This is a genomic window from Aquibacillus salsiterrae, assembly GCF_028416595.1.
In the GTDB taxonomy this organism is placed as follows: Bacteria; Bacillota; Bacilli; order Bacillales; family Amphibacillaceae; genus Aquibacillus_A; species Aquibacillus_A salsiterrae.
The window spans coordinates 35,517-51,305 of the sequence record NZ_JAMQKC010000005.1; the positions used below are offsets into that span (position 1 = coordinate 35,517).

Genomic DNA, 15,789 nt, shown 5'->3' on the forward strand with positions numbered 1-15,789 from the left:
GCCCTGTGTTAAACATATCTCTTCGGTTTCCTTTCTCGGAAAACGAAAGCAATAACCAATAATAGAATTGCGATAACCACTGCATACATCCACGCCATCGCGGATGCAAACCCATAACCTCTTGTCGCAGCAAACATATTGGTATAAATGAGGTTAATGATTGGGTTTTGATTACTATTGGCTAGCGATACTAGCGTGTAAATAAAATTAACAAGGACAATTGGTTTTATTGTTGGTAATGTGATTTTCCAAAAACATTCCCAAGAAGAACCCCCATCAATCTTTGCCGCTTCATAAAGACTTGGATCAATCTTTTGTAAAACTGCTAGAAAGATTAGTATTTGAACTCCGGAATACCAGAGGATAATAATGATTTGTCCAAATAATTCACCAATTTGTGTAGCGAACCATATTGGGAACAATCCAGCCAAAATACCAATAATCACGTCCTGGTTAACCAATGGTATTGTTGTAGCATCTTGACTAGTTAGCTGATTGATAACAGGACCACTAGCCACAATAACTGGCAGAAAAAAGATTGTTCGGAATGAGCCTTTAAATTTCACATTCTGATTCAGTAGCATTGCGATAATTAAAGCAAAGACTACAATAACCGGCACCCTAAGAATCGTATCAAGTACAAATCCTAATAACTCTTGAATAAAGAACATATCTTTAAGCCATACATCTAAATAATTGTTAAAACCAACATATTTAAATTTCAGTCCCACTGGTGTGATCCTCATATCATTCATACTATAATAGAAGGATTGAATGAGCGGCAACAACACTAATGCTAAAAATCCAAGTAGCCAAGGTAAGATAAATAAATAACCATATATGGTTGTTCTTTTCATTTTAAATTTCATTAATCTTGCACCACCTTATATGAGAGTGCTTTAATCGTTTGTCCATCGACTATCACATCATTCTCTTGGTAGTTGACATAAATGGTTGCTCCATTACTGTAACTTACTTTCGTAACACCATTTGTACGCACATAGTCTTCGATAACTGAATCTTCTGTTACCTCATTTACTTGTTTTAATTTTCCGTAATAATCTTGAATCATTTTCTTATACCGTTCATATTTTGAACTATAAATATCAGATGAATTGGTATTTAGTAAGTCTGCCGGGTCCTCATTGGTAATATAGAAGGACGGATTCAACCCTTGCTCTACCATCTTCAGGAAGAACTCCACTTGGTTTGCCTGGAAATTAATATATTCTGCATACATTGGGACAATTCCCTTCAATGTAAGAGCTATGAATGGAATATCCTCATCGGTAAAGATATAGTCAGAAGATTGAGTTGGCAGATCAATAATGGCATTTGAATATTTCCAAAGATAAGAGAAAGGCTGCTCTAACATTAAATTAAAGTTTTGATCATATTCAGAAATTATTGACTCATATCGTTCTTTAGTCGCAATTCGGTCGAATTCTTTACTCCTTTCACTATAGGAGAACAACTTATTTGAAATCCCACTAATCATTACATTTTCTGTCCCATTGTTTTTGTAAGTGTCTTCTACTTCTTTTAGTATTTCGACAGTCGATTCGGGATTTAAATAATTTAAATATTGATAAGCTTTCCCGTAGACCCCCTCTTCATATGTCCGTTTATTAAATTTTTTCATAACCTTATACCTTGTGTTACCAAGCTCTTCCATATTAATTCTTAATGCATCATGATAGAGGAATAAGTCAATATTTCTTTCCTTACTTTCGTTTAATAACTCCTTTAGTTCCATTTCATCGTCCAACGATGACTCCGGATCAAAAGATTGTATAGGCAATCCCGCATAATATCCTCCGTTTTGCCATCCTTTATAGATTGACAAAATTTGGTCAACACCATTTTCTTGTAAATCGCCATAAATTGAGCTTGCTTGAGCAAAAGTGGTCATCGGCACGTCTTTCTTAAAAATCAATCCATTTTCCACATCTGCACCAAATAAATCTACACGAGCTTTAAATTGATCTTCTTGCTCAACTATTTGATCTGTTTCTAGAAGGTAGTCACGATAAACTTGAGCTAAACCAACATAATCAGCTTCATCTTTGGATACGAACTGGTACCTAACTTTAATATTAAAGTCATTTTTACTTTTTTGTCGCACAACCATTGTTCCGGAATCCTTACTTGTTGGTTGATTATAAACTTGTCTATAAATAAATTTTGAAGTTATCCAATTATATGGCAAAATCGCTCCATTTGGATAAGCCTCAATTTTCGCGCTGTATTGACCTTCTTCAATAATGCCAAGATAGCCCATTTGCGTATCAGTCTGCACCATACCGAATACAGGAGCCAATATTTTCTCTGTTTCATTAAATGGATTCATTCGATGAAATAAGGAGAGAACGTAAGATTCATCAACACCAGGATTATTACCATAAACCATTTCGGAATATGGTTGCTTATATTTTCCATCATTATCTTCCAAATAGATTAATGCTCCAGAACCATCTGGAATAAACATATAACCATCTCGATTATCCAATTTAGAATAACCTAAGAACGGATACACATAAAAACCAGAAACTTTAAACTTGTCACTATTTTCTACAATCTTGTCTTGTGGTATTTCAACAACTATTCCTGAGTCAGTTAACGTAACTTCCAATTGATATGAGATTTCAAGTCCTGGATAAGTTACTTTTGCAACAAACCCATCATTCTTGTAGACCACTTCTTTTGTAGGATTTTCCGAATACATATCTGCACGATAAGTTACAATATTTGTTCCTACTAAATACTCCATTACAACTGCCGACTTCATAAAGTTTTTCCATTCTTGGTTACTCTCGACCGGATTTTCCACTGTTGAATACATAACTGCACCGGTTGTTTTATCCCGCATGATGATTGACAAGTTTTCTTCCTTAAAATACATTTCATACTTATCGTTTTCTAATAAATATTTATGTCCATCAATTTCTTCTTGGGTAGTATCGACTTGTTTTGCTCGAACTTCAGGAATGTTATCCATTTCTTCTGTTTCATTCGACATTGACTGCGGAGTAAGTTCCTCCTTACTAGTATTGCTTTTTTGCTGGGTAGTTGCTGATCCATTCCCGTACTGCGATTCATCATTTTCCGAATCATCATCTTTGGTGAAAATAAAAAATACTAAACTTGCAATGATGATAAACATGATGCTTTTAGTTAGTGTTTTTTTATTAACCATTTTCAATTCGATACACCCCCTCGTTAAATAGAGACATTACAAACGACAGCATTTGTGATATTAAGACATAAACTATGAAAATCAGCAGTACACCAATTAAAATTGTAAACGCCGTTAAGAATATGATTTTAAACGTTTCTCCAATTGTGTAATTATTAATTTCCTTAATCATCACAATTAATAGAATAGCCACCCACGAATACGTGAAAAAGTTGGTGAACTCTAGTAAATAAGATTCGTTAAGTGTAAATACATTACTAGCTAAAATAACAAACGGCTTAATCATGAAGTACGGTGCAAAAGAATATATAAATGCACTGTAAATATGCTTAAACTTCCCTTCACCATCGTTAATCGTACAAACTAAATAGTTAGATATAATAACTAACAAAAATGCGCTTACTACAAAAACAAAATCTGAGCCAATTGCATAACTTCCATCTTCTACACTTCTGAAAATAAACCCTGAATAATATTTTTCCATTACGTAAATAACAAAGAACAAAATCAACAGAATATTTGCAGAAAGATAATTAGTTTTGTTTTCATACTTTATGCTATAAAAACTATCGATTGGATGGCGAATAAGGCTTTTCAAGAAATATAGATTCTTGACTAGTTGTAAGTTATATTTCTTATCCAACTTTTCGGCAAATTTCGCATAAATTTGATATTTTTTTTCTAATCGACTAATGATTTTCTTCAGGATCACTAAACCAATGATAATTCCGATTAACTGGATAATATTGTTTCGCATCCACTCATTACGAATTTCCCAAAAAGAATCAGAATAACCCGGTTTATATTTAGCCTTACGGAAGGAAGTCAACGCCTCTTGATAGTTTTCTTCCTTAAAATAAGCTTCACCAAGACCAAGATTGGCAAAATCAAACAAACTATTTAATTTGGTAACTTCCAGCCAAGGTCCCTTACTAGCTTCGTAATCACCATTTTGATAAAGTGATAACGCATTATGAACTAGATTGGCAAATTCAGTCGGTTGAAAAATCTGTATCTTATTCTTTTCCGGATCTAGCGCATAGATATTATCTTTCTGATCTAAAGCAATTGCAGAAATCTTGTTAAATAAACCAACTCGTTGTCTCCCATCATCGCTACCACCAAAAACAAATAACAAGTTCCCCTCTTTTGTGTATTCATAAATAAACCCATTTTCACCTGCAACAAAAACATTCTCTAAAGACCCAATGTCCACAGACACCGAAAAGGGATCATTCGCTGTTGTATCTATGATGTTTTTCCCTGCCATGTTTAATTTCTTTACGGGTACTACTCTTTCCCCTTGTGAAACTGTATAGACTAAACCTTTATCATCAATATTTAAATTTTCAGCTGTTGGTGGTACCATATCAATCATTTTACTTAATTGTTCTTCTGTAAATATCGCTTTTCTAAATTCGGTTAACGGTGTAACCATTGTATTATTAGGAGCAAAATATCCAATAAAATCGCCACTTCGTTCATTAATTTGAATTATTCCGTTAGAATTACCACGAGATATGATAAAGATATTACCTCGTTTGTCGACAGCAAGTTTTTTAGGTACAAACGTTGACGTTTTGCCAAAAAGAATACTGTCTGGCTTACTATATTCATTTAACAGTTCCCCTTTCAGGGAGAAAACATATACCTTCGCTGCTGCCTCATCAGCAACATATAACTTATTCTCTTCAGTAATAAAAATTCCATTTGGCTTTTTTAAAAGATCTTCTCCGATAATATTAACCAAATTGCCTTGTCGGTCGCCTACTAAAATTCGGTGATTATTTGTATCGGATATATATAGTAATCCTCGTTTATCAATTTTCAAGTCAGAAGCTTGGCTAAACAATTCATCCCCAAACTTAACAATTGTATCCTTTACCGTATAAGCAGTCTGGGTTTGGACATAATCACCGTAACCATCCTCGGTAAATGTTTTATAAGCTGTGTTAGCGAAAACCTGAACATGACCTGTGAAGAATAACATAAAAGATAGAACCAGGATCGCTTTATACTTCTTTGTTTTATTCATTTTCACACCTACTTTAACCCAGAATGTGACATTGTGTTCATCACCTTACTTTGTAAAATGATAAATAAAACTAAGTTAGGAACAAACATGATTAGTGAAGCTACCGCTGCCATTCCTTGGCCGACTACAACATTTGTTTCAATTGCGAGCGTATTCATAAAGAATGCCAGTGTTCTCATATTCTCGCTTGTAGTATAAAGTGTCGAAGTCTCTAAATCGTTCCAAACTAATTGAAATGCTAGAATTGCAGCAGTTGCAATAGCTGGTTTAATTAGTGGTAAGATTATCTTCCAATAAATTTTGAAATCACTTGCCCCATCAATGATTGCCGCCTCGATTAACGAATCTGGTATTTGATCAATGAACTGTTTTATTAAGAATAGACCAACGGGCATAGCCAGTAACGGTAAGATGTGAGCGAAAAATGTATTATCAATTCCTAAAAACGATACTGTTAAAAACCTTGGAATAATTACTGCGATTGGAACGAACATTAACGCGGCATTGTTTATCTCAAAGAGAGTAAATTTACCTTTGAAATTCTTCTTGGATAGAACAAATCCAGCCATGGAAGAGATAATAACGGATAAAAATACAACCGCTGACGTTACAATTAAACTATTTAATAAATACCTACTTAATGGTATGCCCGACGTATTTGCTAATTCAAATAGGTTCTGAAAGTTCTCAAATGTCGGTTTGTAAACAAAGAATCTAGGAGGAAAGGCATACAATTCATCTAATGGTTTAAACGCATGATTTACGATAAACAAAATGGGCAGCATCATAAAGACTGCAAATGGTATTAAAAAAATGTAAAACTTTATTTGGCTCCTGTGAAATTTTTTCGGGTTAATGCCACTACCTTTCAATGCCATAAAAATCTTTCCTTTCTTTAGGTGGTATAAGCTACAATTAAGCTTTCATACTTTTGTCACCTAACAAATCGAATAAAACTGTTATGTTTCACTAAATAATTTTTTGGAAATGTAGGAAAACATGTAAATAATTAATAATAAAACAACTGATAACGCTGCAGCATAACCCATTTCAAAACGGATAAAACCATAATCCTCGATATGATTGACAATTAATTGTCCTGCGTAACCAGGGGTTGGATTTGCCCCAGTTAACTGAACCCCAATAATCCCTGTTGAAAATGTTCCTACAATAGCCATCACCGCACCAAATAGCATTTGTGGTTTCATTGATGGAATAGTAATGTAAAATAATTCTTGAAAACGATTTTTTATACCGTCAATTGCTCCTGCTTCATAAAGTGTTTGATCAATATTCAATACCCCAGCTAACATCGCTAGGAAACCGACCCCCATACTGCTCCACAATGCCACAATAATCATGATAGGTAAGATGAACCTTGTATCTTGCAAAAAGATTATCGGTTCTGTTATGATTCCCCAGCGCATCAAAATACTGTTGACATATCCTGATTGATTTCCACTAAACATTATTTTCCAGACAACGGCCATCGCAACCCCTTGGGTCATTGAAGGTGAATAAAAGATTAGTGCTAAAATCATCCGTGGTAAAGTTGTTAATTGTGCCAAACACCAAGCAAGAAGGAAGGATAGTATATACCCTCCCGGCCCAACTATAACTGCAAATAACACCGTATTCGGCAATACATATTGCATGAATATTTCATCTTGTGTTAGTAAGTTTATATAGTTTAAAAATCCTATTAGGTCTGGCCTTTCAATAGTATTAAAGTTTGTGAAGGATAGGTAGATTGCCATAATAATAGGTATAATGATAAACGTTAAAAACAAAAGAATATATGGGAGTAAAAACAGATATGGTGTTTTTTTGTCCGTGTGCATCTTTTAACCCCCTACTCGTTGTTCGACGCTGGATTCAGATAAGGTTTAATCATATTCCCATCTTTGTAATATCCAAATTCTTCTAATTTTCGTAATGTTTCTCGTTTTACTCGCTTACTCGCTAAGTCAACTGCATTTCTTAAGTTTTCTCCATCTAGTACAATTGAGTTATAAGCATTACTCAGTTCTCTCTCTAACATGTAACTACCCGGAACTCTAGGAACTTCGGTTACCCACTCCGTTTGCTCTAGAATGACATTTTTGTGATTCGTTACCCATGGCAACTCGTCAAACGCTTCAATGTTTGCCGTATTCCAAATGTATTCTTTTCCATAAGTAGTTTGTAGAATGTTTCCAAAAGCTACTTGGACTTCTTTATCAGACCACCACTTCAAGAATTCCCATGCGTCTTCTTTCTTGTCTGATTCTTTAAAAATGATATTACTTTCTGCACCACCTGCAGACCATCTTTGAATTTCACCATTTTCATTTTCTACACCCGGCATTAGCGCAATGTCCCACAAATTAGCAATTTCAGGTGCTGCGTTTAAAATCAAGTTGTACATGAAATAATCAGAAATGCCTATTGGTAATGAGCCATCGCGGAATTGTTGATAAAAGCTGGGCACATCATAAGGGGCATTGTAAATTGTAAACAATTCCGTTAATTGTCTCATGCCCTCTATCGTTTCATTATCATTTAATTGAGTCTGACCAATTGTCTCCCCATAAAATTTACCACCATTTTGATAGATAACCGGCATTGTTCCTGCAAATATTTTCAATCCTGGCATACCAGCTGTTGGATAAAAGAAGTTCATCCCTTTTCGTTGCAATTCTGGTAGATATGTTCTCACTTGGTCCAAAGTATCTGGTACCGGCAATTGAAGTTTTTCTAGAATATCCTTTCGATAGAATAAAACCCAGAAGTTCATGGTGTCCGGAATAGAATATGTTCCACCTTCCACTGTTCCGGGTATTAACAACCCTTGCGGAAATCTATTTTTCACTTCACCAAAATCTTTATATTCTTCTAAATTTTGCAACGCACCACGAATAGCAATTTCAAAAGGAAGTGCATAGTTAACGCCAACGGCAACATCTGGTGCATCACCTGCTGCATTCGCTAAAATTAACTTGTTTTGATCGGGCATTAAAGACAAATCCACTTCAATTCCTGTTTCAGGTGTGAATTCTTCATCAATGAGTTGCTGAATTATTTCAACATATTGTCTCGGTCGATTAATCCAGACTTGTAAGTGATTAGGGTCTGTACTGTCTACTGAGTAATCTTGATTACCAAATGACTTGACTAACCTTTCAAGTTTCGAATACTGTTTGTACAGAAACCCTTTGCCTTTAGGAATATCCTTTTCATCTTGATAAAAGTAAATTTGATCGATTGCAAAGCCATTATCATTGATTTGTTGTAACAATGTCCCTAAATATGCGGTTATCGAATTTGTACCTGTTGACAACTCATTTTTCCTAACAATCAACTTATCAACTTCTTCTGCCAAACTCTTTAATTGTTCTTCTGCTATATTCAGCTGTGAAAATGCCCCGATTTCAGTTACATTCGGACTGAAAGCTTTCAAACCTTGATATAATTGATTTATTTCATCTGCCCAGTTTATTAATTGGTTCTCAACACCCGGCAAAAACTCTTCAATATCAATGTCGCGGTTACGATCCAAGTTAGGTCCTGCTAAATTTGTTAATTCAAGAGACAAAGCTTGAATTTCACTTGATAATTGTTCAACTTTTTCAATCGTTGGCTTTAAAGGAGCTATACTAATCATAAAACTAACCTTATGTGTTCCCCTTTTCAAATAAACCGGTATCTTTTCATTAGTTTCTTTATTGATTAGTGTCGTATTTTCAAACCCTCGTGTATACTCAAATGGGTAGTCTTTAAATTTCTTAAATGGGATTTTGCCATCTAACTTTATCTGCATAAATACCGGGAAATCGGCTTTTGAACCTTGTTGATAATTTAGTCCAAGATAATAATAGCCGTCTTCTCTAACTTCAAACTCATATTGAACTTCATGACCAGGTTTTTTAAAAGAATCATCTGCTAAATAATTTAATACTCGGTTTTCTGCACTATACGGAGTTAAATCAACATTGTATAAAGAACCGGCTCGAATTGATGAATCATTACGTAGAGCTATATCTTCTCCTTGAACGGAAATAAAGTTACTTCCTGTCACACTTTTTTGCTCATTACTTTCAAGTTTAGTTGGAGATGATAATTCTAACGACTTAACTAGTATTTCTCCTTCTAACACATTAAAGGTTAACTCGTTCTCTCCCTTTTCAAGTTCAATAAGAAACGGATCGTTCGTTCGATAACTGGAGTCCATAATAAACTTCTTCTGCCAGTTATGGCCTTTTACAGGTTGAGGAACAATTTCATTTCCATACTTGTCCTTACGTATTTCTTCAGGTGACATCCATTCACTTTCAAACACTAGATTTCTAAGTTCATAAAATAATCGGTCATCATTTACTTTCAAGTCCATTCGGACAGGTAGGACATAATCATTTTCAGTTTTGAAATTCAAAGCAATTTGATAAAGTGCATTTTTGGGAGCGTCAATGACTAATGTCACTTCATCGTTCTGTTTTAAAGCAGCAACCATGCTACCATCAACACTTTTTAAAAACTCTTGTTCTACCAATATTGTTTCCATAGAATCAAAGGTGAGTTTTTCTCCTTGATAAATCGCCTGATCTTGATTAGCTGTCAAATAACTACTATATCTTTCATCAATAAATGAAATATCGTTGGTTAACAATTTTGAATTTGTTACCGCACCCTCTTTTTCATTTTCACCGGCAATTACGGATGAACTTTGAATTTGGGTAAGAATTAAAATGAATACAATAAAGGACACAATTATCTTTTTATTATTTAGAGAAAACAAAATATCACCCCAAACTTAATTAATTTGTTAACAACCATCAACATCTACCACTTATACGGATAACTATATCCAAGTATGATAGCGTTGTCAATAATTAATAGGTAAATTATATGTATAATATTATTATTAACATAACAAAAATGTTATGTAAGTAGATGTACTACATTTAAATGTAGACGATTGTTAAGTTTTGTGTTAATTTATATTTAATTTTATATGCATTTTAGTTAATGATTGGAAAGGTGGATAAATTAGTGCAGTTACAAATTGACGATTCTTCTCTAATCGTTTATCAAGCATTGGCTAGTGAGGTTAGATTAAAAATTATTCAACTGCTATCTAAAAATAAAATGAACATTAAAGAATTATCAGAAGAATTAGGAATTAGTAGTCCGATTGTTATAAAACATGTTAAAAAGCTAGAAGATGCCGGAATTATAATAACTGAAAGAATACCCGGCAAATCAGGTATGCAAAAGATTTCCATCCTTAAAGTGGACCATATTGAGATTAACTTCCCAAAAAAGATTTACCATTCCTTTGCAACTCACGAAATATCGGTGCCAGTAGGTCATTATACTGATATTGATGTAGTACCAACTTGTGGAATAGCTTCGGAAAAAGATTTCCTCGGGCCGGTTGATGAAACAAAAATCTTCATGGACCCTAGTCGAATAGATGCAAAAATTCTCTGGTTTACACAAGGTTTTGTTGAATACAAGGCCCCAAACTTGCTTACCAATGATGAATCATTACAACAGTTTGACATAACTATGGAGTTGTGTTCGGAATTCCCATTTTCTAATGACGTTTGGCCCTCGGACATAACCTTTTCATTAAATGGTCTTGAGTTAGGCACTTGGATTAGTCCTGGTGACTTTGCAGATACTAGAGGAAAGTACACTCCTGCTTGGTGGCCCGACAATATAAATCAATATGGATTACTAAAAACAATTCGAATTACGAACCACGGGACATACATTGACGGAGATCCTTTGTCTGATGTGAATATTGATGACTTAGACCAAACTTGTGATAGTTGGACACTGCGTGTGGAAGTAAAAGAGGATGCAAAACATGTCGGTGGAGTTACTATTTTTGGAAGAAAATTTGGAAATCACGACCAAGATATTAATTTTAAAATATACTATATATAAACAAACACACCAATTACCAGAGGTATATTGGTGTGTTTGTTTATCTTTGATAGACTCTTACATACAAACTATTTTTCGATGAGATTTCCTGGTTTAATGGAAACAAAAGATTCTTGAAAAGGGTTCACCCATTGATTTTTAAAAAAACCCTCATCGTTACCCACATCCAACCTAAAGCTGACAAGCTTATCGTAAAAAAGGGAATAAATCCTGGGTATTCTAATGAAAAGTAGAAAACGGCAAAGACATATATTCCAGCAAAAAAGGTGTACTGGATTTTTGTTAAGCCAATAATAATAGCATTTTTCATATGCTGAGACCATTTTGCTTGAAAATGTACCAATAATGGAAATGCCCAAATTACAACAATTAAATAAAAAAAGACGAGTAGGTAAAAAGCAAATGGAATATAAAACGGTAACTTATCCTGGGTTTGTAGAATCACTCGATAATTGAAATACAGCAATCCACCAAAAAACGCTAAAATCCAGCCAATGATATTAGCACTTACTAACTCTTGACGATATATCTGGTTAAATGTTTTCCAAACCTTTAACTCGTGGTCACCTTTTAACCACTTCCGTGCGACTCCTAACGTGGCTACCGTAGCTGGAAAAACTCCAGCCACGAACAAGCCAAAGATAGAAAACATAAACCACAATATATTGAGCCATGCTAACCGTGTAATCCATTGAAGTACTAAATCAAGTGTTGTAACAATCTGCTTTCCATCCATGTTGCCGTCCACCTTTTAATTCTAATACTCCTATTTTAACCTTTAACCCCTCCAACTGTAAGTCCAGATACGAAATATTTTTGGAAGAAGATAAACAAAATAATAATTGGAACAATCGTCATCACAGACCCAGCAATTAACACATCGTAGTTATTTCCGTATGGTGTCAATAGCGTTGCAAGACCGATCGGCAAGGTAAACATATCATTGGAACGTAGAACAATCAAAGGCCATAAAAAGTTGTTCCAGCTACCTAAACCTTGTAATATTGCCATCGCAGCTAATGAAGGTAACATTAGAGGTAACATAATTTTGAAAAAGATACCGTATTCATTTGACCCGTCAATACGAGCTGCATCCATTAATTCCTTAGGCAATCCCAGTGCATACTGTCTAAAAAAGAACACTGCAATTGGCGCAACAATAGCGGGTAGCAATACAGCTGCATACGTGTTAATTAACTGAAAGCTAATCATCATTTTATAAAGCGGTAACATTAAGATTTCAAACGGAATCATTAAAATAAACAAAACCAGGACGAAGAAAAAGTTTCTACCCTTAAAATCATAACAAGCAAGCGCATAACCAACCATGGAAGAAAAGAATAAAGATAGAACAATGGTTAATGCAGATATCGTTATACTATTACCATACCATGCCCAATATTGATATGCTTGTGTGAAAATATACGTATAGTTATCAAAATTTAATGTTGATGGATCAAAAGTTAAACTAATACCATTACGCATTAACTCAGATGAAGGCCTTAGCGATGAAAGTAAAAGACTTAGAATCGGGAACAAGGCAATAAACGAGACAATAATAAAGCTAACGTTAATTAACACTTTTAACCCTTTATTTTTAGATTCTTGTTTATTCATCTTACTCATCTCCCCTCTTGAATGCTCCAGTTAGGAACAACTGAATTAGACTAATGACAAAGATAATTATCATTAATATTACACCTATAGCGGCACCAAAGCCCATGTCATTTTGTTGAATACCTTGTTGGTAAATGTATCCTACCACAGTTAAACCAATGTTCCCGGGAGAACCGGCTGACCAGAATACAAAACTTTCTTCGAACATTCTAAAACCATTAATAATAGAAATAGTTACGACAAAAATTGTAACCGGCTTCAAAAATGGCAACGTAACATACCATAACTTTTGAATTCTACTTGCCCCATCAATGTCAGCGGCTTCATATAATTCGTTAGGAATATTTTGAAGACCTGCTAGGAAATAAAGAATATTAACCCCCATCCACTTCCAAGAAGCAAGGATGACCATTAGGAACATACCCGACCACGCGTTGTACTTCCACTGGATAGGGTCTACACCAAACCAACCTACAATTTGGTTTGCCGCCGCGGTGTCAGTTTCACCAAACAATAAGCGGAAAACCATACCAGCTACAATTGTAGATGCTAATGCAGGCATAAACAATGCTGCACGATAAACCGTTTTACCTTTTACTAATTTAGAATCCAAAAGAATTGAAAATAGTATTGGTAAAATGGTTAATATTGTAACAGTTAAAACGACGTAAACAGTCGTATTCCCAAGTGCTTTATAGAAAGTAGGATTAAAGATTCTTTCGTAGTTTCTTATACCGATAAATTCTACTTGCCCAGGTAATACACTTTGGAAACTCATAATTATACCTTTTATTGCTGGATAAAGTGTAAAAATAAGAAAAGATAGTAAAAATGGTGATACGAAAACATAAGGTACTACCTTTTTGGAATTTAGAAATTTTGCAACTTTATTAGGCTGTTTTGTTTGAGACAATTGCACACTCGTACTTTTATCAGTTGACAACATCCGGAACCCCCTCCTCGGCTATAAATACTTCCACTTAACGAGAAGAAGTAAGGCCAGCTCATTAAGTGGATATATTATTGTTTTAGTTAGATTTTTTTAGACGAATAACGTTCCATGACGTTTTTGGTAACCTCGCTTCAAGGATACCGTCTCCCAACTTTGACTCACTGTTTGTGTGTGGTGCAACAGCTTGATGGTCAACTGTATTTACTGCCTTTAAATCATCATTTTCGAGAATAATATGCTCAACCAAGCTATATCCCTCAAAGCTACGAACATCTGTAGTAACTGTAATTGCATCTTCTAAGTGTTTATTTACTAAGAAAATGGTAACTTCATCTTTTTCTTCATTATAAACAGCAGCGCTGTCGATGTAAGGTACATCTGTAAAATCTTTACTGTCATACTTTGGTGAAGAAAGAATTGGCTTTAATGAAACACCTCTACCAAAGATTGATGCATGCATATAAGGATAGAAAATGGTTTGTTTCCAAGAACGTCCATTGTTTTCCGTCATAATTGGTGCAATAACATTAACTAATTGTGCAAGACATGCCATTTTTACACGATCAGCGTGTTGCAAGAATGTAATTAGCATACTTCCTACTAGTAACGCATCTTCAAAATTATAATGGTCTTCAAGCTGTGGTGGTGCTATTGTCCAAGGTTCAATTTTCTTATCAGCATCATTTGAGTGATACCAAACATTCCACTCGTCAAAGCTAAGGTTAATTGTCTTTTTGCTGCGGTGCTTCGCTTTAATATAATCACAAGTAGCACGAACTGTTTTGATGAAGTGATCCATGTCCATATTCTTTGCTAAATAGTTCGCGGCATCATTGTTACGATTTCCATAATATTGGTGTAGAGAAATATAATCAACTTGTTCGTAAGCAATATCTAAAGTTGTCGCTTCATATTCCGGGAATGTTGGCATTCCAGTATTTGAACTTCCACAAGCAACTAATTCAATCGTAGGGTCAACCAGCTTCATTGCTTTACCAGTCTCTTGAGCAATTCTTCCATATTCATAAGCTGTTTTGTGACCAACTTGCCATGGCCCGTCCATTTCATTGCCTAAACACCACGTTTTAATATTGTGCGGTTGTTCGTAACCGTGCGACCTTCTTAAGTCACTCCAATAGGTACCACTTGGATGGTTCGTATATTCGATTAAATTTCGAGCAGCATCAATACCTCTTGTACCAAGATTAACCGCCATCATGACGTCGGAGTTAACTTTTTTTGCCCAATCGACAAATTCGTTTGTACCAACTTCATTCGTTTCAATCACACGCCACGCTAACTCTAAACGACGAGGCCGGTCTTCTTTTGGCCCTACGCCGTCTTCCCAGTTATAAGCAGAAACCATATTACCGCCAGGGTATCTTACAATCGGTACTTGCAATTCTTTTACTAGTTCTATTACATCCTTACGAAAACCTTGTTCATCTGCCTCTGGATGTCCTGGTTCATAAATCCCTCCATACACAGCTCTACCTAGATGCTCAATAAAAGAACCATAGATTCTTTCGTCAATTTTAGCAATCTCGTAATTCTTATCTAGTATCATTTTTGCTTGTAATTGATCTGCCATTTGTAATTCACTCCTTAATTAATATAAACACGATAACTTATTCCACTGCTTACATGTACGAATTTGATGTAATTTATACAGAAAATTTCTATAGCGAAAATATACCATGTTATCACCGTCTTTGTATACGCTTCCAAATAGAACGAAACAGGAAAAACTTTAAAACTAAATCTAGGGATACCCTTGTTTGAATACTCCTCATTGTACGAACATATATTAGATAATTAGGACCTTCCGCAAAATCGTACGTATAAGTGGTGTTACTAAGATTATATATAACTATTTACAATTTATCAACAGGTTTTAGTGAATTTATTAAAATGTCAACTTATTTTCATGTTGTTGATTAATGTTGAAAATTAATTAAGTAACAGTCTTTATTAATTCTTAAATTAGTTTTTCCCTTATATAAACTACGTAACTAAAATTAGATTGACAGACAAACATGTACCAATAAGTATCTCACG

The 15,789-nt window shown here is 34.7% G+C and carries 11 protein-coding genes; 1 reads left to right on the plus strand and 10 read right to left on the minus strand.

All coding sequences use genetic code 11. The annotated features are described in order from the left end of the window. Positions 1–8: 8 nt before the first annotated feature. The 6 genes from NC799_RS08025 to NC799_RS08050 all read right to left on the minus strand — a co-directional run bounded on the left by NC799_RS08025 (position 9) and on the right by NC799_RS08050 (position 10,005). The gene (locus NC799_RS08025) at positions 9–869 is read right to left on the minus strand and encodes a carbohydrate ABC transporter permease (RefSeq protein ID WP_272445902.1); all 861 of its coding nucleotides are present in this window, start codon (positions 867–869) and stop codon (positions 9–11) included. Further along, on the minus strand, positions 869–3,196 hold the full coding sequence (locus NC799_RS08030; RefSeq protein WP_272446081.1) for a DUF5696 domain-containing protein: 2,328 nt from the start codon (positions 3,194–3,196) through the stop codon (positions 869–871). The genes NC799_RS08025 and NC799_RS08030 overlap by 1 nt, the downstream gene beginning before the upstream one ends. Then, positions 3,189–5,231 carry a YIP1 family protein gene (locus NC799_RS08035; protein WP_272445903.1) on the minus strand — a complete coding sequence of 681 codons (2,043 nt, stop codon included), beginning with the start codon at positions 5,229–5,231 and terminating at the stop codon, positions 3,189–3,191. The genes NC799_RS08030 and NC799_RS08035 overlap by 8 nt, the downstream gene beginning before the upstream one ends. Positions 5,232–5,239: 8 nt before the next feature. Beyond that, positions 5,240–6,109, minus strand: coding sequence for a carbohydrate ABC transporter permease (locus tag NC799_RS08040; RefSeq protein ID WP_272445904.1), 870 nt, complete (start codon positions 6,107–6,109; stop codon positions 5,240–5,242). An 81-nt stretch (positions 6,110–6,190) separates the two neighbouring features. Next, positions 6,191–7,072, minus strand: a complete 882-nt coding sequence (locus tag NC799_RS08045) for a carbohydrate ABC transporter permease (protein ID WP_272445905.1) — start codon at positions 7,070–7,072, stop codon at positions 6,191–6,193. 11 nt (positions 7,073–7,083) lie between these two features. Further along, positions 7,084–10,005 (minus strand): extracellular solute-binding protein, encoded by a 2,922-nt coding sequence (locus NC799_RS08050; RefSeq protein ID WP_272445906.1) that lies wholly within the window; start codon positions 10,003–10,005, stop codon positions 7,084–7,086. 254 nt (positions 10,006–10,259) lie between these two features. Here NC799_RS08050 and NC799_RS08055 point away from each other — a divergent pair, with 254 nt between their 5' ends. Further along, complete coding sequence (locus NC799_RS08055) at positions 10,260–11,162, plus strand: ArsR/SmtB family transcription factor (RefSeq protein WP_272445907.1); 903 nt, start codon at positions 10,260–10,262, stop codon at positions 11,160–11,162. Positions 11,163–11,286: 124 nt separating this feature from the next. On the opposite strand, the gene NC799_RS08060 is transcribed toward NC799_RS08055, so the two are convergent. The 4 genes from NC799_RS08060 to arfA form a co-directional block, all read right to left on the minus strand. Beyond that, positions 11,287–11,898: a YesL family protein gene (locus tag NC799_RS08060; RefSeq protein WP_272445908.1), complete on the minus strand. Its 612-nt coding sequence runs from the start codon at positions 11,896–11,898 to the stop codon at positions 11,287–11,289. Positions 11,899–11,933: 35 nt separating this feature from the next. Then, on the minus strand, positions 11,934–12,779 hold the full coding sequence (locus NC799_RS08065; protein ID WP_272445909.1) for a carbohydrate ABC transporter permease: 846 nt from the start codon (positions 12,777–12,779) through the stop codon (positions 11,934–11,936). A 1-nt stretch (position 12,780) separates the two neighbouring features. Then, positions 12,781–13,725, minus strand: a complete 945-nt coding sequence (locus NC799_RS08070) for a carbohydrate ABC transporter permease (RefSeq protein ID WP_272445910.1) — start codon at positions 13,723–13,725, stop codon at positions 12,781–12,783. Between the two features lie 82 nt (positions 13,726–13,807). After that, positions 13,808–15,322, minus strand: coding sequence for an arabinosylfuranosidase ArfA (arfA, locus tag NC799_RS08075; protein ID WP_272445911.1), 1,515 nt, complete (start codon positions 15,320–15,322; stop codon positions 13,808–13,810). Positions 15,323–15,789 lie beyond the last annotated feature (467 nt).

Excerpts from the sequence above, each read along its gene's own strand:
- NC799_RS08025 (WP_272445902.1), bottom strand. The coding sequence starts at position 869 with ATGAAATTTAAAATGAAAAGAACAACCATATATGGTTATTTATTTATC.
- NC799_RS08030 (WP_272446081.1), bottom strand. The coding sequence starts at position 3,196 with ATGGTTAATAAAAAAACACTAACTAAAAGCATCATGTTTATCATCATT.
- NC799_RS08035 (WP_272445903.1), bottom strand. The coding sequence starts at position 5,231 with ATGAATAAAACAAAGAAGTATAAAGCGATCCTGGTTCTATCTTTTATG.
- NC799_RS08040 (WP_272445904.1), bottom strand. The coding sequence starts at position 6,109 with ATGGCATTGAAAGGTAGTGGCATTAACCCGAAAAAATTTCACAGGAGC.
- NC799_RS08045 (WP_272445905.1), bottom strand. The coding sequence starts at position 7,072 with ATGCACACGGACAAAAAAACACCATATCTGTTTTTACTCCCATATATT.
- NC799_RS08060 (WP_272445908.1), bottom strand. The coding sequence starts at position 11,898 with ATGGATGGAAAGCAGATTGTTACAACACTTGATTTAGTACTTCAATGG.
- NC799_RS08065 (WP_272445909.1), bottom strand. The coding sequence starts at position 12,779 with ATGAATAAACAAGAATCTAAAAATAAAGGGTTAAAAGTGTTAATTAAC.
- NC799_RS08070 (WP_272445910.1), bottom strand. The coding sequence starts at position 13,725 with ATGTTGTCAACTGATAAAAGTACGAGTGTGCAATTGTCTCAAACAAAA.
- arfA (WP_272445911.1), bottom strand. The coding sequence starts at position 15,322 with ATGGCAGATCAATTACAAGCAAAAATGATACTAGATAAGAATTACGAG.